Consider the following 21,487-nt stretch of genomic DNA (forward strand, 5'->3'; position numbering starts at 1 on the left):
TGTCGAGTTGTCCTCGACGGTGCTTCGAGAGCAGCGGGACACCGTGTGCCGCATGGAGATTCGTAGCCTCGACGGCGATGAGCCGTCGACCATCGCCGCCCTGCTTCCCGGGTTCCGGGAGACCATGAGCCGGGAACTGCCCGGCGATCCGCCGGTGACCGAGGCGCTGCTCGCGCGGCTGTTCCAGCGGCGGCACGGGACGGAGCGGATCGTGCTCGGCGCGTTCGACGGGGACGTTCCGGCCGGTGTGCTGAAGCTCGGTCTCGATCTGGGGGATCCGGACGGGCCGGGGCACGGTTCGCTGTGGGTGTTCCCCGGCTTCCGGCGGCGCGGGGCCGGGCGGGCCCTGGCGGCCGCGGGGCTGGCGGCTCTGCGGGAGCGGGGACGGCCGTTGTTGCTGGCCGACGCTCCCAGGGCGGCGGCCGGTGAGCGCTTCGCGGCGGAGCTCGGGGCGGACCTCGTCGGCGAGAGCGTGCGCAACCGGCTGCGGTTGGTCGGCCCCGCCCGGGCGGTGCTGGAGGCCGCGGTGGCCCGGCCGGTGCCCGGGTACCGGCTGGTGTCGTGGCGCGGGCCCTGCCCCGACGATCTCGTGGAGCCCTACGCGCGGGCCTGGAGCGCCCTGGAGGAGCGGGTCAACGGCCGGCCCCGGGTGCGGCGTCCGTCCGCCGGCGACGTACGGGCGCGCGAGGCCGAGGCGGAGCGGGCCGGGCACCTGCCGCACGTGGTGGTGGCGCTGCCCGAGCACGGCACCGTGATCGTCGCGTACAGCACCTTGTTCGTGCGGGACAGCCCGATGGCGGACGCCGGCGAGACGCTGGTGCTGCCGCAGCACCGGCGGCGGGGCCTGGCCACCTGGCTGAAGGCCGACGTGCTGCTGGAGGCGGCCCGGGAGAACGGCCGCCTCGCCCTGGTCCAGGTCTTCAACGACACCGCCAACACGGCCGTGGTCGCGCTGAACAAGAAGCTCGGCTTCGAGACCGACTCCTCCTGGTCGACGTACGCGCTCAAGGCCTGAGCGCCCGAGGGCCGTCGTCTCAGGCCGTCCCCCGCTGATCCGATCCGAGCCGATCCGAGCCGATCCGAGAGGAACCCATGACCACTGTGAGCCCCGCCGGCCGGCGCACACGCAACGCCGAGCTGGTCCGCGATCTGTACGGCACGCTCTACCGCGAGCACCGTTTCGAGGAGGCCGGCCGTTTCTTCCACGCCGACTTCACCGAGCACGACCCTACGGACTGGAAGACGCCGGACCGTGAGTTCCGGGGCCTGCGCGCCGACATCGACCACCTGGTGGCCGACAACGACCGGGTGATGCTGTTCGCCACGTGGACCGGGCGCACCCGGGCGGGAGCCGAGCTCAGGCTGCACACCGCCGAGCTGTACCGCCTGCGGGACGGCCGGGTCGCCGAGCACTGGAACGTGGTCGACCGGGACGTGCTCGCCGCGCACGGCGTGGCCTACGGGCCGTCGCAGAGCGGTCAGCCGGCCGCTCCCGGGCTGCACGGACAGCACAGCGACACGGAGAGGGCCAACGCGGAGCTGGTGCTCGGCGCGTACCGCGACGTCTTCAGCGAACACCGGCTGGACCTCGCCGAGCGCTACTACCACCAGGACTACCGGCACCACAACATGCGCACGGACGCGGTGCCGGACGGGCTCGACGCCTTCAAGGCGTTCTTCGCGGACAACATCGCGGCCTTCCCCGACCTGGTCACCACCGTGGACCACCTCGTCGCCGCCGACGACCGGGTGATGGTCTTCGTGACCTGGACCGGCACGCTCACCGGCGCCTGGAGCGGTGGCGGCCCCTCCGGTCTGCCCCTCGAGATGCGCACCTGCGACCAGTTCCGGATCGAGAACGGGAAGGTGGCCGAGCACTGGGAGGTCGTCGACTACCTCGCGCTCGGCAAGGCCGGACTGCCGACTCCGTGAGCGGGCCCGGCATCCGTACCGACAGCCGAATGACCTGGGCGAAGAGCCCGGCCGAGAGCCAGTCCAGAGCCGAGAGAGGGACTCCGCGATGACTTCCCACGACGACAGCGCACCCGTATCGAACGCGCCCGTCCTGATCGTCGGCGGCAGCCTGGTCGGGCTGTCCGCCGCCGTGTTCCTCGCCCGTCACGGGGTCCGCTGCACCCTGGTGGAGCGGCATCCGGGCACCTCCATCCACCCCAGGGCCGTCGGTTACTACCCCCGGACCGGGGAGCTGCTGCGTCAGGCCGGGGTCGAGGAGGCGGCCGTACGGGAGGCCGCGGGCTTCGCGACGCACCGTACCCGGGCCGGGGTGACCTCCCTGGCGGGCGAGGTGCTGTTCAGCAAGGAGGAGCTGGAGGGCGACGACGAGCTCGGCGACCTCACCCCGTCCCGGTTGCTCCTGCTGCCGCAGGACCGGCTGGAGCCGCTGCTGCGGGACCGTGCCGTCGAACTCGGCGCCGACCTCCGGTTCGGTACCGAACTGCTGTCCTTCGCGGAGGACCCGGACGGGGTCACCGCCGTCCTCGGTGACGGAGCCGGCACCAGCACCTTCCGCAGCTCCTACCTGGTCGCCTGCGACGGGCCGCGCAGCACCGTGCGGGAGGCGCTGAAGGTGCCCCGGCAGGGGCGCGGGGTGCTGTCCCGCCATGTGAGCATCGCGTTCGGCGCGGATCTGCGGCCCGTGCTGGGGGAGCGCCGTTACAGCGTGGTCCACGTGAAGAATCCCCAGGTCACCGGGATCCTCGTCCATGACGACACGCTGACCGGGGGCACGCTGATCGTCGGGTACCGGCCCGAGGACAAAGAGAGCTTGGAGGACTTCACCGACGCCCGCTGCGCCGAGCTGGTGGGTGCCGCGATCGGAGCGCCCGGGGTCGAGGTGACGATCCGTTCCCGCTTCCCCTGGGACATGGCGGAGCAGGTCGCCGAGGGGTTCGTGCACGGGCGGGTGCTGCTCGCCGGGGACGCGGCCCATGTCGTGCCGCCGACCGGCGGTTACGGAGCCAACACCGGTATCGCCGACGCCCACAACCTCGCCTGGAAGCTCGCTCTGGTGGTCGACGGCGTCGCGGGGGCCGGCCTCGTCGAGACGTACGACGCCGAGCGGCGGCCCGTGGCGGTCTACACGGCCGAGCAGGGTTCCCTGCAGCTCGCCGTGCGGTCCGGCACCGCCACCCCGGAGCAGCAGGCCGCCGCGGCGGACGCGGTGACCGTGACGACGGGGCAGGCGTACCGGTCCGCCGCGGTCGTCGGGGAACCGGGGAGCGCGGACCTTCCGGTCGCCTCCGACCCACGGGCGCTGCGCGGCGCGCCGGGGACCCGGGCGCCGTACGCGGAGCTGTCGCGCGGCGGCGAACCCGTCTCCACGCTGGATCTGTTCGGGCGGGAGTTCGTGCTGCTGGCCGGGGAGCGCGGCCGGGAGTGGATGTCGGCCGCCGTGGCCGCCTCCGCCGAGCTGGGGGTGAAGCTCGCCGCGCGCCGCGTGGTGCCTGGCACGGGCGGCGGCGCGGGCACCCTGTCCGACCCGGACGGCCGCTGGTCCGAGCGCTACGGCGGGGTGCGCCCCGAGGGCGCGGTACTGGTCCGCCCGGACGGGTTCGTCGCCTGGCGCTCGACGGGCGCCGACCCCGGCGGTGAGGAGACCGCGAAGCTGACGGCGGTACTGCGGAGGATCCTCGCACGAGGGTGAGGAGGCGGAGCAGGGCCCCGGCCGCGTGCCGGGGCCCGCTCAGTCGTTCAGGGGGTTCAGGCTGCGCCCGGGCCGTTCTGCAACTCGCCCACGGAGTCGACGTACTTGATGAGCAGGCGGGCGAACTCGAGGCGTTCCTGCTCCGGCCAGTCCTGGGTGATGCGCTCGAAGGCCGCTCGCTGGTGACGGCGGAAACGGGCGAGCGTCTCGTGGCCCTCCGGGGTGAGCTGGAGGATCGTACGGCGGCCGTCGCGCTGTGAGGCCGCGCGGATCAGGTAGCCGGCGGAGATGCAGTCGGAGACCATCCGGCTGGCCACGGAGGGGTCGACGGCCAGCCGTTCGCCCACCACGCCGACGGTGATCTCCTGGCCCTCCTCGTCCGGACCGTCCTGAACGATGTTGAGGACCAGGGTCCTGGTGAAGTCCTTGCGGGACACCTGCTTCTCGACGTTCAGCGCCTGCGCACGCCGCAGTCGAGAGAAGGCGGGGCCGACGGCGTCGAGCAGTTCCGCTGCCCGCGGCGGGGGCTGGGTCGAAGTGTCCATGTCCGCATTCTAAGCGAGTTGATTACGGCAGACGAGCATCTGTATGCTCTCAATCGACTGCATGACGTAAAGCATATACCTGTTGACGCACATATACCTCCGAGAGGAATCCACCCATGTCCACCGAGACATCCGATCGCGACGTCGAGATCGCCTACGACCCCGACGTCGAGTTCGACGTGCTCATCGTCGGCGGCGGCCCCGTCGGCATGCTGCTCGCCGCCGAACTCCGCATCTCCCGCGTCCGGGCCGTGGTGCTCGAGCGGCTGCCCGAGCGCACCCCGCACTCCAAGGCCTTCGGCCTGCACGCCCGCTCCCTCGAGTCGCTCGACCGGCGCGGCCTGCTCAAACGGTTCCGCGAGGGCGCCCGCTCCTGGAACAACGGCCACTTCGCCGGCCTCGACGAGTGGGTCGACTTCTCCACCCTCGACAGCGCGCACGGCTACGCCCTGCTCTCCGAGCAGACCAGGACCGAACGGCTCCTCGAGGAGCGCGCCACCGAGTTCGGTGCCGAGATCCGCCGGGGCCACGAGGTCACCGCGATACGCCAGGACGCCGACGGCGTCGAGGCCGAGGTGACCGGTCCTGACGGCGCCTACACCCTGCGCGCCCGCTACGCCGTGGGCTGCGACGGCGGGCGCAGCCTGGTCCGCCGGGAAGCCGGCATCGCCTTCCCGGGCACCGGCGGCCGGGTCACCGCCCGGCTCGGCGACGTGATCCTCGCCGACCGCGAGAACGCCCCCATGGGCATGGAGCGCACCGAGCGCGGCCTGCTGTTCTGCGTGCCGCTGGACGACACCTACCACCGGGTGTCCACGTTCGACTTCCAGGCCGAGCGGGAGCCGGGCGCGGAACTCACCCTGGACGAGCTGACCGCGAGCCTGCGCGAGATCTGGGGCAGCGACCTCGGAGCGCACTCGCCGCGCTGGCTCTCCGTCTTCACCGACTCCGCGTGCCAGGCCGACCGCTACCGCGAGGGCAGGCTGCTGATCGCGGGCGACGCCGCGCACACCCACTTCCCGGTGGGCGGCCAGGGTGTCAACCTCGGCCTCCAGGACGTCTTCAACCTCGGCTGGAAGCTCGCCGCGACCGTGCACGGCTGGGCTCCCGAGGGCCTGCTCGACAGCTACGACCGCGAGCGCCAGGCACCGGCCCGCAAGGTACTGGCCAACACCCGCGCGCAGATCGCGCTGATGAACCCGGACCCGTACGTCACGCCGCTGCGTGAGCTCTTCACCGACCTCATGCGCACGGAGCAGGTGAACCGGTACCTCGCCGAGATGCTCAGCGGCGTCACCGTCCGCTACCCGATCGACGGCCCCGAGCACCCGCTGCTCGGCGACTTCGCCCGTGACCTGGAGCTGGACACCGAGGAGGGTACGAAGGCCCTGCCCAGGTTCCTGAAGCGCGGCACCGGTCTGCTGCTCGACCTGGGCGGCGGCCCGGAGATCGGCCAGGTGTACGAGAAGTGGGCCGCGGGCGTCTCCTGGGCCGGACGGCTCCAGCACGTCCGGGCCACGTGCGCCCAGGAACCTCAGCTGACCGGCCTGTTGGTCCGCCCCGACGGCTATGTCGCCTGGGCCGCCGACCGGGACATGCCGGAGGCGGATCTGCGCGAGTCGCTGAACACCGCCATCACCACCTGGTTCGGCACCGTCTGACGACGGGCCCCCGGTTCGTCGCGCCCCCCACTCCCCCCCACAAGTCCCGTTCCCGTAGTGAGAGGACGCAGTGAGCAGTTCCCCCACCACCACGGCCGGCGGTACCCCCACCAGTCCCCCGTGGTCGCAGGAGTTACTGAGGAAGAGCGATCTGATCACCCCCATGGCGATCCGAGTGGCCGCCACGCTCGGACTCTCGGACCACATGGCGGCCGGAGCGGTCACGGTCGAGACGCTGGCCCACCAGGCGGACGTGGACCCCGTCGCGCTGGGCCGGCTCCTCGGTCACCTGGTGAACGCCGGGATCTACCGCCCGCTCCCCGACGGGGGGTACGAACCGACCGAGCTCGGTGCCCTGCTGCGCGACGACGTCCCGGCCTCGGGCCGTGACTGGCTCCGGCTGGACGGTCCGACCGGACGGGGCGAGGTCGCGGTGTTCCGGCTGCTCGACGCCGTGCGCTCCGGCGCCCCCGTCTACTCCGCGCTGTACGGCCAGGAGTTCTGGACGGACGTCGAGTCGGACGCCGCCCTCGCGGAGTCCTTCGCCCGGCGGATGGCGGCGAGCATGCGGTGGGTGATCCCCGAGCTGCTGGCGCAGGGCGACTGGCAGGCCGTACGGCATGTCGTCGACGTGGGCGGCGGCAGCGGCGACCTGCTCGCGGCCGTGGTCGGCGGTACCGCGGGCGCGCGAGGAACGCTCCTCGACCTGGAGGGGCCCGCGGCGGCGGCCGAGCGGGACTTCGCGGCCGCCGGGCTCCAGGAGCGCTGCCGCGCGGTGGCCGGCAGCTTCTTCGATCCTCTGCCCGCCGGCGGCGATGTGTATCTGCTGGCCAACGTCCTGCTGAACTGGCCCGACGAGCGGGCGGCCGAGATCCTTCGGCGCTGTGCCGAGGCCGTCCGCGCGGGCGGCCGGGTCATGGTCCTCGAAGGGCTGCTCGACGTGCAGACCGACCAGACCGATCTGGACCTGCGGATGCTCGTCTACCTGGGCGGGCGTATGCGCACCACCGATCAGCTGCGCGAGCTGGCGGCCAAGGCCGGGCTCTTTCTGCGCCGGGTGGCCGCCCTGAGTCCGGTGCGCTCCCTCGTCGAGTTCGAAGCGGCGTGACCTCGGCGCCCCTCGGCGACGACAGCCGGCTTCCCTCTCCGCGCAACCCCATCCCCGATACGTAGGACAAAGAGGAGTACTTCCATGCGCATCGTCCGTCATCACGAGTTCGGCGTCCCTTCGGTGCTGCACGTCGAAGAGGCCGACAAGCCCGTCCCGGGCCCCGGCCAGGTGCTGATCCGCACCGAGGCCGTCGGTGTCAACTTCGCCGAGTGCCAGCGCCGGCAGGGCATCCCGGTCGGCGGCCCCGCCACCCTTCCCGGCTCGCCGGGCGGCGACGTCGCCGGCATCGTGGAGCAGCTCGGTGAAGGCGTCGACGGGGTGAGCGTCGGCGACCGGGTGGTCACCGGCGTGGCCGCCGACGGGTACGCCGAGTACGTGGTCACCCACGCCGACTGGCTGTTCGCCGTCCCCGAGGGAATCGACGCCGGTCAGGCCACCTCGCTGCCCATCCCCGGCCAGACCGCCTACCACGTGGTCGTCACGGCGGCGAAGCTCCAGCCCGGTGAGTCCGTGCTGATCACCGCAGCGGCGGGCGGCATCGGCCATCTGCTGGTCCAGATGGCCAAGGCGCTCGGGGCGGGGCAGATCATCGCGGCCGCCCGCGGCGAGGAGAAGCTGGCCTTCGCCGCCTCGCTCGGCGCGGACGTCACCGTCGACTACAGCGTGGCCGGCTGGGAGGAGAAGGTCCGGGCCGCGACCGACGGCAAGGGCGTGAACGTCGCTCTGGAGACCGTGGGCGGCGATGTCCTCACCAAGTGCGTGAACCTCACCGCCCAGTTCGGGCGGACGGTCGTGTACGGCGCGGCGGGCGGCGAACTGCCCGCCATCGAGGTCGGCGACATCTTCGACAACCGCATCGTCATGGGCTTCAGCATGTGGGGCGTGATGGGCAACCGGCCGGACGTCATGGCCGAGGGCGCGCGGGAGCTGCTGGACATGGTCTCGTCCGGCAGGGTCCGTCCCGTCGTGCACGCCGAGCTGCCGCTCAAGGACGCCGCGGCCGCGCACGAGCTGATGGAGGCGCGCTCCCAGCTCGGCCGTGTGGTGCTCGTTCCCTGATCCGGCCCTGATGCGGGCCTCACCTGGCCCTCATCTGGCCGGAATCTGCACCCAGTCATCGATATGCACATTGACAAGCACGTGCATTTAAGCATGTAATTGTCCTCGGCAACACGATCAACCCGTAACCCGGATCCCTGGGCGGAGCCGCAGCGACCATCGCGGCTCGAACACACCTCCTAGTTGGGAGAACACCATGCGAATCGTCCGCCACTACGAGCACGGGGCCCCCTCGGTGCTGCGTGTCGAAGAGGCGGAGAAGCCGCAGCCCGGACCGGGCGAAGTGCTGATCCGCTCCGAGGCCGTCGGCGTCACGTTCGCCGAGGTCCAACGCCGCCAGGGCATCCCGATCGGCGGCCACGCCACCCTGCCCGGCGCCCCCGGCGGTGACGTCGCCGGCATCGTCGAGGCACTCGGCGAAGGCGTCACCAACCTCCGCGTCGGCGACCGCGTCGTCGTCGACGTCGACCACAGCGCCTACGCCGACTACGTGACCGCCGACGCCTCCTGGGCCATCGCCATCCCGGACACCATGGACGCCGCCGAGGCGACCCTGCTGCCCAGCCCGGCCCAGACCGCGTACCACGCCATCAAGGAGGCCGGCCAGCTCAAGCCCGGCGAGTCGATCCTGATCGACGCCGCCTCCGGAGGCGTCGGCCACCTCGCCGTGCAGATCGCCAAGGCGATGGGCGCCGGCAAGGTGATCGCCACCGCCAGTACGCAGGCCAAGCTGGACTTCGTCCGCGAACTCGGCGCCGACGTCACCGTCAACTACACCGACGACGACTGGGACGAGCAGGTCAAGGCCGCAACCGACGGCCGGGGCGCGGACGTCGTCCTGGAGACCGTCGGCGGGGACATCCTCACCAAGAGCGTCGCCCTCACCGCCCAGTTCGGCCGGCTGGTCTTCTACGGCTCGGCCAGCGGCGACATCCAGCCCATCCACCCGCTGATGCTCAGCCGGATGAAGACCGTGGCCGGATTCGCCCTGTACGCCATGCTCTACAACCGGCCCGAGGCCATCGCGGCCGGTCAGCGAGACCTGCTCGACATGATCGCCACCGGCAAGGTGCGTCCGGTCGTGCACGAGCGGCTGCGGCTCGAGGACGCCGTCAAGGCACACGAACTGATGGAGGCACGGGCCCAGCTCGGCAAGGTCGTGCTCGTCCCCTGACCGGGGGACCGCGAGCGGCCGCCTCCTGACCGAACGTGGCCGGTCACGATCATCCCCCGCTCGTGACCGGCCACCCGCCGTACGGCACGGGGCACTCGTGCCGTACGGCGCACTCCACACCAGTCCCTGAAGCAATCCCCTGACGGATCCCACACCGCAGACGACGCCGGCCACACCCTGGCCGGCGGGACGGGGATGGCACCCACTCCAGCCCGAAAGGCGAATTCCCGTGCCCTCCCGGACCACAGGGGCAGGCGGCCCGCTCACCGTCGCCGCTCCCGCAGCCCAGACCCGGATCCGACCCGTCATCACCGCCTGCCTGCTGGCCGTCTTCCTGGCCATGCTGGACTCACAGGTCGTGGCCACCGCGCTGCCCCGCATCGTCGGGGACCTCGGCGGTCTCGACGTGTTCGCGTGGGTGACGACCTCGTACATCATCGCCGCCAGTGTCACCACGCCCGTCTACGGCAAGCTCGGCGACCTGTTCGGCCGGAAGAAGATCTTCCTGATCGCCGTCGCGGTGTTCCTCGCCGGCTCCGCGCTGAGCGGCGCGGCCCAGTCCATGGACCAGCTCATCCTGTTCCGCACGCTGCAGGGCGTCGGCGCCGGCGGCCTCTTCGTCTCCGTACTCGCCATCATCGGGGAGCTGTTCAACCCGCGCGAAGCCGCCAAGTACTTCAACCTCTTCGGCATCGTCTTCGCCCTCGCCGCGCTCTCCGGTCCCGCCGTCGGCGGTGCGCTCACCGACCTGCTGAGCTGGCACTGGGTCTTCCTGATCAACCTGCCCGTGGGCGTCGTGATCCTGGTGCTGGTCTCCACCTGTCTGCACCTGCCCCGGACCGACCGGCCCGCGCACATCGACTACACCGGCTTCGTCCTGCTCAGCGCCGCGATCGTCGCGCTCACCCTGGCCGCCAGCTGGGGCGGGGTGAAGTACGAGTGGCTGGACTGGCGGATCCTCGGCCTCGGCGCGGGAGCGGTGCTGCTCGCCGTGCTGTTCGTCGCCGCCGAGCGCCGGGCCGCCGAACCCGTCATCCCGCTGCACCTCTTCCGCGACTCCACCTTCAGCGTCAGTGTGCTGGTGAGCGTCGCGGCGGGCATCGTCTTCCTCGGCTCCGTCAACTTCCTGGCGATCTACATCCAGGTGGTGACCGGCGCCAGCCCGACCATGTCCGGAGTCGTGCTGCTGCCCATGATGTTCGGCCTCGTCGCCGCCTCCGTCGTCAGCGGCGCGGCGATCGGCCGGACCGGCCGCTACAAGTGGTACCCGGTGCTCAGCATGGCCATCGGCATCGCCGGGGCGCTGCTGCTGGCCACCATGGACACCGGGACGTCCCGGCCCGTGGTCATCGCCTACATGCTGCTCTTCGGCATCGCGGCGGGCCTGAACATGCAGGTCCTCACGATGGCGGCGCAGAACACCGCACCCCGCGACGACATCGGCGCCGTGCACGCCACCGTGGCCTTCGCCCGGCAGCTCGGCACCACCGTGGGCATCTCCCTGTTCGCCTCGATCTTCTACAACCGGCTCACCGAGGAGATCGCCGACCGGACGTCCGCGGACGCGCTGCGCGGCATCGACCCCGACGCGCTGTCCTCGACCGAGACCCTGGACCGGCTCACCGAGCCCGTGCGCAACGCCGTCGAGCAGTCGTACGCCGCCGCGCTCACCCCCGTGTTCCTCACCGCCGTACCGGTCCTCGTCCTCGGCCTGCTGGCCGCGCTGGCGATGAAGAACCTGCCGCTGCGCAGCGAGGACCACCAGGGCCACGAAGCCGCCGAGGAGAGCTGACCACACCCCTTCTCGTCTCGCCCCAGAGCCGCCCTCCCCGCACGGGGAGGGCGGCTTGCGTACGTCCCCCAGCGCGCCCCGTCCCGCTTCAGCGCCCTTCGAGCCCGAATCGACGCCTCGCGGACATCGTCGGCACTGCACAGCCGTACGACGCAGGACGCAGGCCGAACAACAGGCAGAGGCAGACCAGGAGGCTCGTGTGACAACGACCGAAGACCCGCAGACGGCTCCGGCGGTCGATCCCGGACCGCTGATCCGGCTGACCATTGCCGACTGCGCCGCCAAGGTGCTGCACAGCGCCGTGACCCTCGGCGTGTTCGGTGCGCTCGCCGACGGCCGCCCCGCCGACTCGGCCGAGCTGGCCCGGCGTACCGGGACGCACCACCGGATGCTTCCGGACTTCCTGGACGCGCTGGTCGGTCTCGGGATGCTGGAGCGCACGGAGGACCGCTACCGCAACTCCCTGCTGGCGCAGACGTATCTGGTGCCGGACTCCTCCTCGTACCTCGGTGGCTTCGTCGAACTCACCAACGAGACGCTCTACGGCACCTGGGGCCGGCTCACCGAGGCGCTGCGCTCCGGTGAGCCCCAGCATCTCGACCCGGACAAGGGCGGATTCGTCGGGGACCGGCACAAGGACCCCGCGAAGATGAAGCGGTTCCTCGCCGGACTCGACGCCTACAGCGACCGGATGGGCGCGGAACTGGCCCGGCGCCTCGACTGGGGCCGCCACTCCTCGTTCCTCGACCTCGGCGGTGCGCGCGGCAACCTCGCGGCCGTGCTGGTGGAGGCGCATCCGCACCTGAAGGCGACCTGCTTCGACCTGGAGCGGACGCGGCCGCTGTTCACCGAGCACATCGGCGGTCTGGGCCTGGCCGACCGGGTCGCCTTCGCCGGCGGCGACTTCTTCGACGACCCGATCCCGCCGGCCGATGTCGTCGTCCTCGGCCACATCCTGCACGGCTTCCACACCGGGCGGCGGCGCGAGCTGCTCGGCCGGGTCTTCGAGGCCGTACGGCCCGGTGGCACGGTCCTCGTCTACGACCGGATGATCGACGACGACCGCAGCGACCCGGAACGGCTGCTCAGCAGCCTGCACATGCGGCTGGTCAGCCCCGACGGCTCCGAGTACCGGGTGGCGGACTGCCGGGCCTGGCTGCGCGAGGCGGGCTTCACCGACGGGACCGCGCAGCCCCTGCTCGGCACCCACACCCTGGTCACCGCCCACAAGGAGGCAGCATGAAGCCGGACCAGACCCCCGTCCTCGTCGTCGGCGGCGGGCTCACCGGACTGTCCGCGGTCGTCTTCCTCGCCCACCACGGCGTCCGCGCCACCCTGGTGGAACGCCACCCCGACACCTCCACCCATCCCAAGGCCCGTGCCATCAACCCCCGGACGATGGAGCTGTACCGCGTGGTCGGCATGGAGGAGCGGGTGCGGGCCGGGCGGTCCCCCATCTCCGGCAACACCGACCTGGTGCACGTGGAGAGCCTCGCGGGCAAGGAACGCGTGCGGATGCCCCACGCGTCCCCCGAGGACATCGGCCGGATCAGCCCCACCCAGTGGACGCTGATCGACCAGAACCAGCTGGAGCCGATCCTGCGGCAGCGGGCGGTGGAGGCCGGCGCCGACGTCCGTTTCTCGACCCGGGTCGACGCCCTGGAAGAGACGGCGGACGGGGTACTGGTCAGCACCACCGACCTGTCCACCGGCGTGAGTTCGCAGATCCGCGCCCAGTACGTGATCGCGGCGGACGGCAGCCGCAGCCCGCTGCGCGAGATGCTCGGCATCGGGGCACACGGCCGGGGCACCATCACCAACCTCGTCAGCTTCTTCTTCGAGGCCGACCTGACCGAGGCGCTGCGCGGCCGCCGGATCATCGCGGCGTACGTCAACAACCCCGAGGTGCGCGGCACGATCATCCCCCTCGACAACGACCGCCGCTGGGTCATCAACGTCTCCTTCTCCCCCGATCAGGGCGAGCGCGCCGAGGACTTCACCGAGGAGCGCTGCACCGCGCTGGTGCGGGCCGCGGTCGGGGTGCCCGAACTGCCGCTGAAGATCGAGTCGGTGGACATGCCGGCGTGGGACATCTCCGCGCGCGTGGCGGACACCTTCGCGACCCGTCGGGTGTTCGTCGCCGGGGACGCCGCCCATGTGATGCCGCCCACCGGGGCGTTCGGCGCCAGCACCGGCATCCAGGACGCGTACAACCTGGCCTGGAAGCTGGCCCTGGTGCTGTCCGGCACGGCCGGTCCCGGGCTGCTGGAGAGCTACGACGCCGAGCGGCGCCCGGTGGCCGAGGAGACCGTCCGCCAGGCGATGCTGCGGTTCGCGGTGCGGGAGGGCAAGCAGTACCAGGAGGTCGCCGCGGAGCTGCTGGACGAGACGACCATGACCTTCGGCTACTGCTACCGCTCGGGAGCGTTCGCCGCGGAGGAGGGCGCCCCCGACGCGATCGTCGAGGATCCCGAGCACCCCGGTGCCCGGCCCGGAGCACGGGCCCCGCATCTCGAACTCGACGGTCCCGAGGGCCCGGTGTCCGTCATCGACCTGTACGGCGACGGGTTCACCCTGCTCGTCGACGAGGTGGCGGGCCGCTGGAGCGGGGCGGTGGAACAGGAGGCCACGCGGCTGGGCATCGACCTGAAGGTGGTCCGCATCGGCCGCGGAACCAGGCTGTGGGACGCCGACGGCTCCTTCCGCCGCCGCTACGGCCTCCTGGCCGGCGGCGCCGTGCTGGTACGCCCCGACGGCTTCGTCGCCTGGCGCACGACCGCGGGCCGCACCGGTCCGGTGGACCGCGCCGCCATCACCGCCCTGCACACGCTCCTGGCCCGCACGTAGCGCTCCCGCGCGGGGGGAACGGAGACGGCCGCGGTGCCTCTGCCTGTTCGGGGGCGCCGCGGCCGTCGACGTGTGCGGCGGACCGGGGGTGAGGTGGGTGGCCCCCGGCGGGATCCAAACCGGACCGGCGCGCCGCGTCACCGTGTGCCGTGGTGCGCCGGGGCCGGTGCAGTGCCGTCCAGGTCCTGTCCGGCGGATCATGCCGCAGACGCGGGGCCTGGCACGCCATCTGCGGCGTTGTCGTCGGTTGCCGACTCCCCCACTCTCGACTTCGCTCGAGCGGGGGGACCCCCATCGCGTCGACGCCCTCCTCCGCCTTGCAGCTCGACGCACCAGGCCCCGCTCACCTGCGTCGACGAGGCGCCGCGGATGTCCTGCGACCTGATCCGCCGGCCAGGCCCTAGGCCGGGCTGCGTCGCAGCAGCGTGTCGAGTACTGCCCTCAGTGACTCGGTGGGGTCGGCCACCTCGCCGGGGGTGCGCCAGGCGATGAAGCCGTCGGGGCGCAGGAGTACGGCGCCGGTGGGTCCGATGCCGTAGCGGGTGAGGAAGTGGTCGACGACGGCGGGGGGTTCCTCCTTGCCCACGCGGTGGAAGGAGAGGCCCCGGGCTGCGGCGGCCGCCTGCCAGGCGTGGCCGTCGGGGCCGGTCAGGAGCCAGAAGTCGCGGTCCAGGAGGTCGTGCAGGGGGACTTCCTTGCCCTGGCGGACCAGGGGGATGTGCGGGGCGCGGGTGCCGGGGCGGCCGGTGGGGGCCGTCGGGTCCTCGACCACCGCGTCGTCCGCGTCGCCGGCCTCGCGCAGGACCGCGTCCGAGCGGTACACGTGCCCGAACAGCACCGTGGTCTCGGGCCGGTGCCGCGCCGCGGCCGCCTCGTCGAGGCCGCTGCGCTGGAGGTAGCGGATGACGCCCTGGTCGACGGTGAACTCGGCGACCGGTGCCCGCTCCTGCTCGTAGCTGTCCAGGAGTTCGGAGCCGGCCGCCCCGCGCAGCACCAGCGCCAGTTTCCACGCCAGGTTGTGCGCGTCCTGGATGCCCATGTTCCCGCCGAACCCCCCGGTGGGCGGCATGACGTGCGCGCAGTCGCCGGCCAGCAGCACCCGCCCGGACCGGAACCGGTCCGCCACCCACGCGGCGATCTCCCAGCTGGTCGAGGACTCCACCTCGACCGGCAGGTCGGGCACGCCCACGGCGGCCCGCACCAGCTCCACGCAGTCCTCCCTTCCGTACGCCCGGTGGTCGGCCCCCGGCGGCAGGCTCGGCGCGAGGACCCAGCGGTCGGAGTCCGCGCCGCCCAGCTTGCCGAGTACGCCCTTGACCTGGGGATTGCTGACGAAGCACAGGAAGAAGGTGCGCCCTGCCACGTACGGGTCGAGGTCGGCGTGGAAGATGATGTTCATCTGCCCGCCGAACACGCCCTGACCGTGATGGCCGATGCCCAGCGAGGTGCGGACCGGTGCCCGGGAGCCGTCGGCCGCGACCAGGTACCGGGCCCGTACGGTCCGCTCGGAGCCGTCGCCCGCATCGCGCAGTACGGCCGTGACGCCCTCCGCGTCCTGGCTGAACTCCGCCATCTCGGTGGCGAACCGGATGTCCGCGCCGAGCTCCTCGGCCCGCTCCCGCAGCACCGGCTCCAGCCGGTCCTGCCCGATCAGCGTCCAGCCGGTGGTGCCCACGTCGTTCGGGTCGTGGCGGAACGGGCCGTCGAAGCGCCCGAGTTCGGCCCCGGTGAGGGACTCCGCCTGGAGGATGTCGCCGTACTGGGCGTGCGGGTTCTCCCGGGCCCGTACCGCGTCCTCCAGGCCGAGCGCGCGCAGCAGCTCCATGGTGCGCGGACTCGCGGCCTGCGCCCGGGGGTGCGCCGAGATCTCCGCGTGCCGTTCCACCAGCAGTGACCGGATGCCCTGCCGGGCGAGGAACAGGGCCTGGGCCAGGCCCACCATGCTGCCGCCCACGATGAGTACCTCGGTCGTCTCGTCCGCCATACCGGCTCCTGAAGGTGTGGGAATGCGTTCGGATTTCGGCGGACCGATGCAACACCCGGGTGCTCGAACGGGGCTCGTGGCGCGGGCGAGCCGAGGCCGTGCGGAGCCGCGCGCTCCCAGAGGGATTCGAGTGCCGTCCCAGGGGCGGCTGACAGGTTCGAGCTGTTCCAGGCCCCAAGTGCGGCGCAAGGTTCGAAGGAGGGCGGAAGCGGTGGTGGAGGCTTTGAGTGTGCTGGTGCTGACGGGCACCGGCCTGGTGGCGGGGGTGCTCTTCGCGGTCGCGGTGAGCGTGATGCCCGCGCTGATCGCGATGACGCCGGAACGGTACGTGACCACGCACATCCTGCTCGGCAGGCGCTACGACCGGATCATGCCGTTCATCGTCACCGGCTCCACGGCTGTCGACGTGGGGCTCGCGGTCCAGGCCTCGGGCGGTCCCCGGGTGCTGTTCGCGGCCGCCGCCGTCTGCATGGCGGGGGTGGCTGTGGTCTCGCAGACCAGGAACGTGCCGATCAACCGGACGGTCAAGCGGACCCGGCCCGAGGACCTGGGCCCCGGCTGGCGGGATCCCCGTCCGGCCTGGCGCGGCTGGCATCTGGTGCGCACCTGCTTCGCGATCGCGGGCTGTGCGCTGACGGCCGCCGGGGTGGTGCTGTCATGAGCCCTCAGGTCGTACGCGATCTGCCGGAGGGGGAGGACCGCGCGGCGGCCGACGCCCGGATGCGGGAGCTGCTGGCCCGCCCGGAGCCCGGCCCGGTGGCCGAGCGGCTCGCGCTGCTGCACTTCACGGGGCGGCGCAGCGGACGGCCGTACACCGTGCCCGCCGGGGTGCACACCCTCGGCGACGCGCTGGTGGTCGCGACCGGCAGCGGCTGGCGGCACAACTTCGCGGGCGGCACGGAGGGCGGACTGACCTGGCGCGGGCAGCGGCGGCCGGTGCGGTTCGCCCTGGTCGACGACGCGGAGCGCACAGCGCGCGGCTATCTGGAGCTCTACCGCAGGTACGGGGAGGCGGCCCCGCGCCGGCTGGGCATCGCGGTGCGCGGCGAAGGGCCGCCGGGACTCGGCGAGTTCCGGGAGGCCGTCGCCCGCCACGGGCTCTGTCTGGTGGAGGTCGTCCACCTGCAGGAAGCGGACGGCGCCCGCACATCGGCCCCGGCCACATCGGCCCCGGCCACATCGGCCCCGGCCACATCGGCCCCGGCCACATCGGACGCAGTCACATCAGACACAGCCAACGAGAGGACACCACGATGAGCGGAATCGCCGGCTGGGTGGACTTCGAGCGGGATCTGACGCCCGAGGCCCCCACCGTACGGGCGATGGCGGCGGCACTGGCGCACCGCGGCCCCGACGGTTCGGGCGAGTGGATCGAGGGGCATGCGGCGCTGGCCCACCGGCGGCTCGCGCTGCTCGACCCGGAGCACGGCGCGCAGCCGGCCCTCGTGGAGTCCGAGTCCGGGTCGCCGGTGGCCGTGCTGACCCTGGACGGGGCCGTCACCAACCACCGGGAGCTGCGCCGTGAACTGGCTGCCAAGGGGCACCGGTTCACCGGACACGGCGACGCGGAGGTGGCGCTGCACGCCTATCTGGAGTGGGGCGGCGCGTTCCCGGAGCGGCTGGAGGGCCTGTTCGCCCTGGCCGTGTGGGACGTACGGCGGCAGGAACTGCTGCTGGTCCGCGACCGGTTGGGGGTGAAGCCGCTGTGCTACTTCCTGACCCCGTCCGGGGTCGTCTTCGGCTCCGAGCCCAAGGCGCTGCTGGCCCATCCGGCGGTGGCGCCGGTGGTCGACGCCGACGGGCTGCGGGAGCTGTTCGCGCACAGCCGCAAGCCGGGGACCGCGGTGTTCCGCGGGACGCGCGAGGTGTTGCCGGGCCACACGATGACCGTGCGGGCGCCGGGCACCGGGCACCGCCGGTACTGGTCGCTGCCCGCCCGGCCGCACACCGACAGCCTGGAGACCACCGTCGCCACCGTGCGCGGGCTGCTGTCCGAGGCGGTGGCCTCGCATCTGCGCGCGGACGTTCCGGTCGGCGCGATGCTCTCCGGGGGGATCGACTCCAGCGCGCTGACCGCGCTCGCGGCCGGCGAGGCACGGGCGGCGGGCGGCAGGCTGCGGTCGTTCTCGGTGAACTTCTCCGGATACGCGGAGAACTTCGAGCCGCACCCGACCATGCGCGCCACCCCCGACGCCCCCTACGCGGCCCTCGCGGCCGAGCACATCGGCACCGAGCACACCGAGATCCTGCTGGACACGGCGGCGCTCGCCGACCCGCGGACCCACGCCGCCGCGCTGCGCAGCCAGGACGCGCCCTCCCCGCTCGGCGACATGGACACCTCGCTGCTGCTGTTCTTCGAGGCCCTGCGCGGCGCCGGCATCACGGCCGTGCTCTCCGGAGAGACCGCCGACGAGGTGTTCAACGGCTACTTCTGGGCGTACGACGCGGGCCACAGCAACTCCACGACGTTCCCGTGGGTCTCCTTCGAGCGCGGGCACGACGCCGCCGCGGGCGGTCTCGGCTGCTCGCTGGTGGACCGTACCCTCCGCAAGGAGCTGGACTTCATGGAGTACGCCGACCAGCACTACCGCGACGCCCTCACCGAGGTACCGCACCTGGCGGGGGAGGGGGCCGCCGAGCGCAGGGCGCGCGAGGTCACCTATCTGGCGCTGACCCGCTGGGCACCGACGCACCTGGACCGGGCCGACCGGATGAGCATGGCGCACGGGGTGCAGCTGCGGCCGCCGTTCTGCGACCGGGCGCTGGTGGAGTACGTGTACAACGTGCCGGCCGAGCTGAAGCGGGTGAACGGCCAGGAGAAGAGCCTGCTGCGGGCCGCCGTCGCCGATCTGCTGCCGGAGCGGGTGCTCAACCGGCCCAAGAGCGCCTACCCGACCGTGCAGGAGGCCGCCTACGGGGAGTTCGTGCGGTACCGCTTCGGGGACGTGGCCGAGGACCGGACGGCTCCGGTCGCGCCGCTGCTGGACGCCGAGGCGACCCGGGCGGCGCTGGGCGCGGCGGCGGCTCCCAGGGGCGCCTTCGCCTGGGTGGAGCGGGCGAGCATGGAGATGGTGCTCCAGCTGAACACCTGGCTGGCGGACTACCGGGTCGAGCTGCGGCTGTAGGAAGTAGCGCATGCCACAGCCCGGCGAGAAATGTGCATCTTGTCATCCATGTGCGTGAAGAAATATGATGCGCCAGGGCGGGCCATGTAAATGCGATATTCGGTGCGGAGTCCTCTCTCCTGCCCCGGATGTGCGCAGGGTTTTGTTGAATTCCGCTCTTTTTTCGGCGAAACCGTTTTCCCAGGTAAAGGGAGGGCAATTTTTCCCGGCCGACCGCTCGAGGGATGTTTCGCCAAAAAGCGAGTGACGCAGGAAGGTGAATACCGACAGGCTTGTTGAATACCAGGCCCATCGATGGCCGCCACCCCACAATGGGCGGCGCACTCAGGGGGAATGCAGTGATAGAGATCGGTCTGCTGGGCTCCATGCGAGTACGCAGGAACGGGGAGGACGTCACGCCGTCCGCACCCAAACTGCGTCAGGTGCTTGCACTGCTGGTGCTCAATGCCAACTCACTGGTCAGCGTGGACCAGCTGTGCGAGGAGCTGTGGGAGGACCGCCTTCCGCTCAGCGCGCTGACCACCTTGCAAACCTACATTTATCAACTGCGCCGCAGGCTTCTGCTGGCCACCGGACTGCAAGGCGCGCCTTTTGGGTCCCGTCCGCCGCGCGGCTGCCCCGCACTCCTGACCAGGGTGGGTGGGTACGAACTGCGCCTGGACGACAAGCAGGCGGTGGATGCCTACAGGTTCGAGCAGCTCACCGAGCAGGGAATGGCACAGCACCGCGCCGGAGCCGGCGAGGAAGCCGCCCGCACGCTGAAGGAAGCCCTTTCCCTGTGGCACGGCGGAGCCCTGGTCGACGTCATCACCGGACGACGGCTGTCGGCCTGGTCGACACAGCTCGAGGAGCGCCGCAAGAGCGTTCAGGAGCAACGTTTCTCCTTGGAGCTCGAACTCGGCCGTCACCACGCCGTGCTGGACGAGCTGGCGGAGGCCTTCCGCGCCCATCCCACCCACGAGGCGTTCGCCGGACAGCTCATGCGGGCCCTGCAGCGCTGTGGCCGCCGCCCGGACGCCCTCAACACCTTCCGCACCCTGCGCAGCCATCTCGTCGAGGAACTCGGCCTGGAACCCTCGGCCCAGCTCCAGCGCGTCCACCAGGAGGTGCTCGCGGACCGCGGCCATCTCAGGGGAGTGGCCACGGCCAAGGCCGAGACCGCGCCCACCGGACGCCGGTCCGTGCCCGGACCGGCCCAACTTCCCGCCGACACAGGTGACTTCATCGGACGGGACCGGGAACTGGACCAGCTCGAGACCTTTCTCGGCTCGGAACGGTCCAGCACCGGCATGCGGGTGGTGGAGGTGCACGGCCCGCCCGGCGTCGGCAAGAGCGCCTTCGCCGTGCGCGCCGCGCACCGGCTGCGCCCGCGCTTCCCCGACGGACAGCTCTTCATCGACCTGTCCGCCGTGGGCGAAGGCTCCCAGCAGCTCGCCGAGGTACTGTCGGCCTGCCTCGGAGCCTGCGGCATCCAGCGTGAGAAACAGCCCACCGGGCTCGACGAGCTCAGCCGGCTCTTCCGCACCTGGACCGCCGACCGCAAGGTGCTGGTCGTGGTCGACGACGTGCTCACCGCCTCCCAGATCCGCGCCGTCCTGCCGGGCGGCTCCGGCTGCGCGGTGATCACCACCAACCGCTACCGGGCGCACAGCCTCTCCACCGGGCGCAAGATCGTGCTGCCCGCCCTGTCGGCCCAGGAGTCGCTCCAGCTGTACGACCGGGTCGCCGGCGAGCGGTCCCGGCAGGAGGACCCCGCCGCCGTGCACGAGCTGATGGGCCTGTGCGAGGGGCTGCCCCTGGCGGTCAGGGCGGTGGCCGGCCGGCTCGCCGCCCGGCCCGGCTGGTCGGCGGCCCGGCTGGCGGTGCGGCTGCGCGGCAACCACCGGATGCTGCTCGAACTCCCCGCCGGGACACAGTCGTTGATGACCACGGTGGCCGCAAGTCAGCGGCACCTTCCCGCCCCCTCCCAGGAGCTGCTGCGCCTGCTGCTGCAGCGCGAACGCCCCCGCTGGAGCCTCGACGAGGTGATCACACGGCTGCCCCCGGGCACCGGCGACGCCGAGACGCTCCTGGAGTACCTCGTCGACGTCCATCTCGTACGGGAACACCTGGCACCCGGCGCCGAGCCCCTGTACTCCGTGCCCCGGCTCACCCGCCAGGCCCTGATCCTCCTGCTGCGCGGCACGTCCCTGGGCGACGTACCGAACGGCCGGACGGCCAAGGCCGGCGTCGTCGGCCGCGCCGGTTCCCGCATCACCCTGATGAAGGCAGGGACCCACCGGTAGAAGTCCCTTTCGACGGCCCGTCGCACCCACTGGTGCGGCGGGCCGTCGTGCTGTGCCCGTCCGCCGCGACGGACGGCTGGATCCGAGCCGGGTGGCGCTCTCCCGCTGTGTCCGCACCTGTGTCCGCGCCTGTGTGCGGGCGGGCGATGCGCCGGGGGACGGGACGCCCCCTCTCACACGCCCGGGCCGTCGGCCGGAGGACCGCCGCACCGGGGCCGTCAGCGGATTTCCAGGAGCCTT

The 21,487-nt window shown here is 72.1% G+C and carries 16 protein-coding genes; 14 read left to right on the forward strand and 2 right to left on the reverse strand.

The window, feature by feature from the left end; translation table 11 throughout:
* Positions 1–52 precede the first annotated feature (52 nt).
* From KUM49_RS07790 to KUM49_RS07800, 3 genes are all read left to right on the forward strand, one after another.
* Complete coding sequence (locus KUM49_RS07790; protein WP_217235972.1) at positions 53–1,015, forward strand: GNAT family N-acetyltransferase; 963 nt, start codon at positions 53–55, stop codon at positions 1,013–1,015.
* A 77-nt stretch (positions 1,016–1,092) separates the two neighbouring features.
* A complete protein-coding gene (locus KUM49_RS07795) occupies positions 1,093–1,932 on the forward strand; it encodes an ester cyclase family protein (RefSeq protein WP_217235973.1) in 840 nt (279 codons plus the stop codon).
* 88 nt (positions 1,933–2,020) lie between these two features.
* Positions 2,021–3,664, forward strand: coding sequence for an FAD-dependent oxidoreductase (locus KUM49_RS07800; protein WP_217235974.1), 1,644 nt, complete (start codon positions 2,021–2,023; stop codon positions 3,662–3,664).
* Between the two features lie 56 nt (positions 3,665–3,720).
* Here the strand turns inward: KUM49_RS07800 and KUM49_RS07805 are convergent, their stop codons facing one another.
* Positions 3,721–4,209, reverse strand: a complete 489-nt coding sequence (locus KUM49_RS07805) for a MarR family winged helix-turn-helix transcriptional regulator (RefSeq protein WP_217235975.1) — start codon at positions 4,207–4,209, stop codon at positions 3,721–3,723.
* Positions 4,210–4,325: 116 nt separating this feature from the next.
* Between KUM49_RS07805 and KUM49_RS07810 the strand changes: the two genes are divergently transcribed.
* From KUM49_RS07810 to KUM49_RS07840, 7 genes are all read left to right on the forward strand, one after another.
* The gene (locus KUM49_RS07810) at positions 4,326–5,870 is read left to right on the forward strand and encodes an FAD-dependent monooxygenase (protein WP_217235976.1); all 1,545 of its coding nucleotides are present in this window, start codon (positions 4,326–4,328) and stop codon (positions 5,868–5,870) included.
* Between the two features lie 70 nt (positions 5,871–5,940).
* Complete coding sequence (locus tag KUM49_RS07815) at positions 5,941–6,978, forward strand: methyltransferase (RefSeq protein WP_217235977.1); 1,038 nt, start codon at positions 5,941–5,943, stop codon at positions 6,976–6,978.
* Positions 6,979–7,062: 84 nt separating this feature from the next.
* Positions 7,063–8,040 carry a zinc-binding dehydrogenase gene (locus tag KUM49_RS07820; RefSeq protein ID WP_217235978.1) on the forward strand — a complete coding sequence of 326 codons (978 nt, stop codon included), beginning with the start codon at positions 7,063–7,065 and terminating at the stop codon, positions 8,038–8,040.
* A 196-nt stretch (positions 8,041–8,236) separates the two neighbouring features.
* Positions 8,237–9,214: a zinc-binding dehydrogenase gene (locus tag KUM49_RS07825; RefSeq protein WP_217235979.1), complete on the forward strand. Its 978-nt coding sequence runs from the start codon at positions 8,237–8,239 to the stop codon at positions 9,212–9,214.
* A 229-nt stretch (positions 9,215–9,443) separates the two neighbouring features.
* The gene (locus KUM49_RS07830) at positions 9,444–11,006 is read left to right on the forward strand and encodes an MDR family MFS transporter (protein WP_217235980.1); all 1,563 of its coding nucleotides are present in this window, start codon (positions 9,444–9,446) and stop codon (positions 11,004–11,006) included.
* Positions 11,007–11,205: 199 nt separating this feature from the next.
* The gene (locus KUM49_RS07835) at positions 11,206–12,249 is read left to right on the forward strand and encodes a methyltransferase (protein ID WP_217235981.1); all 1,044 of its coding nucleotides are present in this window, start codon (positions 11,206–11,208) and stop codon (positions 12,247–12,249) included.
* Positions 12,246–13,853 (forward strand): FAD-dependent monooxygenase, encoded by a 1,608-nt coding sequence (locus KUM49_RS07840; RefSeq protein ID WP_217235982.1) that lies wholly within the window; start codon positions 12,246–12,248, stop codon positions 13,851–13,853. Before KUM49_RS07835 ends, KUM49_RS07840 begins: the two co-directional genes overlap by 4 nt.
* Positions 13,854–14,253: 400 nt before the next feature.
* Here the strand turns inward: KUM49_RS07840 and KUM49_RS07845 are convergent, their stop codons facing one another.
* On the reverse strand, positions 14,254–15,837 hold the full coding sequence (locus KUM49_RS07845) for an FAD-dependent monooxygenase (protein WP_217235983.1): 1,584 nt from the start codon (positions 15,835–15,837) through the stop codon (positions 14,254–14,256).
* A gap of 211 nt (positions 15,838–16,048) precedes the next feature.
* Here KUM49_RS07845 and KUM49_RS07850 point away from each other — a divergent pair, with 211 nt between their 5' ends.
* The 4 genes from KUM49_RS07850 (at position 16,049) to KUM49_RS07865 (ending at position 21,247) form a co-directional block, all read left to right on the forward strand.
* Positions 16,049–16,498 carry a DUF1772 domain-containing protein gene (locus KUM49_RS07850; protein ID WP_217235984.1) on the forward strand — a complete coding sequence of 150 codons (450 nt, stop codon included), beginning with the start codon at positions 16,049–16,051 and terminating at the stop codon, positions 16,496–16,498.
* A complete protein-coding gene (locus KUM49_RS07855) occupies positions 16,495–17,094 on the forward strand; it encodes a hypothetical protein (RefSeq protein WP_217235985.1) in 600 nt (199 codons plus the stop codon). The genes KUM49_RS07850 and KUM49_RS07855 overlap by 4 nt, the downstream gene beginning before the upstream one ends.
* Positions 17,091–18,962, forward strand: coding sequence for an asparagine synthase (glutamine-hydrolyzing) (gene asnB / locus KUM49_RS07860; RefSeq protein ID WP_217235986.1), 1,872 nt, complete (start codon positions 17,091–17,093; stop codon positions 18,960–18,962). Before KUM49_RS07855 ends, asnB begins: the two co-directional genes overlap by 4 nt.
* 365 nt (positions 18,963–19,327) lie before the next feature.
* Positions 19,328–21,247, forward strand: coding sequence for an AfsR/SARP family transcriptional regulator (locus KUM49_RS07865; RefSeq protein WP_217235987.1), 1,920 nt, complete (start codon positions 19,328–19,330; stop codon positions 21,245–21,247).
* Positions 21,248–21,487: the final 240 nt, after the last annotated feature.

Origin of the sequence: Streptomyces sp. AC555_RSS877 (assembly GCF_019049245.1) — a bacterium.
GTDB lineage: Bacteria > Actinomycetota > Actinomycetes > Streptomycetales > Streptomycetaceae > Streptomyces.

Coding starts and splice junctions, on each gene's coding strand:
- KUM49_RS07790 (WP_217235972.1), top strand. CDS start 53: ATGGAGATTCGTAGCCTCGACGGCGATGAGCCGTCGACCATCGCCGCC.
- KUM49_RS07795 (WP_217235973.1), top strand. CDS start 1,093: ATGACCACTGTGAGCCCCGCCGGCCGGCGCACACGCAACGCCGAGCTG.
- asnB (WP_217235986.1), top strand. CDS start 17,091: ATGAGCGGAATCGCCGGCTGGGTGGACTTCGAGCGGGATCTGACGCCC.
- KUM49_RS07805 (WP_217235975.1), bottom strand. CDS start 4,209: ATGGACACTTCGACCCAGCCCCCGCCGCGGGCAGCGGAACTGCTCGAC.
- KUM49_RS07840 (WP_217235982.1), top strand. CDS start 12,246: ATGAAGCCGGACCAGACCCCCGTCCTCGTCGTCGGCGGCGGGCTCACC.
- KUM49_RS07865 (WP_217235987.1), top strand. CDS start 19,328: ATGCGAGTACGCAGGAACGGGGAGGACGTCACGCCGTCCGCACCCAAA.
- KUM49_RS07800 (WP_217235974.1), top strand. CDS start 2,021: ATGACTTCCCACGACGACAGCGCACCCGTATCGAACGCGCCCGTCCTG.
- KUM49_RS07855 (WP_217235985.1), top strand. CDS start 16,495: ATGAGCCCTCAGGTCGTACGCGATCTGCCGGAGGGGGAGGACCGCGCG.
- KUM49_RS07820 (WP_217235978.1), top strand. CDS start 7,063: ATGCGCATCGTCCGTCATCACGAGTTCGGCGTCCCTTCGGTGCTGCAC.
- KUM49_RS07845 (WP_217235983.1), bottom strand. CDS start 15,837: ATGGCGGACGAGACGACCGAGGTACTCATCGTGGGCGGCAGCATGGTG.
- KUM49_RS07825 (WP_217235979.1), top strand. CDS start 8,237: ATGCGAATCGTCCGCCACTACGAGCACGGGGCCCCCTCGGTGCTGCGT.
- KUM49_RS07810 (WP_217235976.1), top strand. CDS start 4,326: ATGTCCACCGAGACATCCGATCGCGACGTCGAGATCGCCTACGACCCC.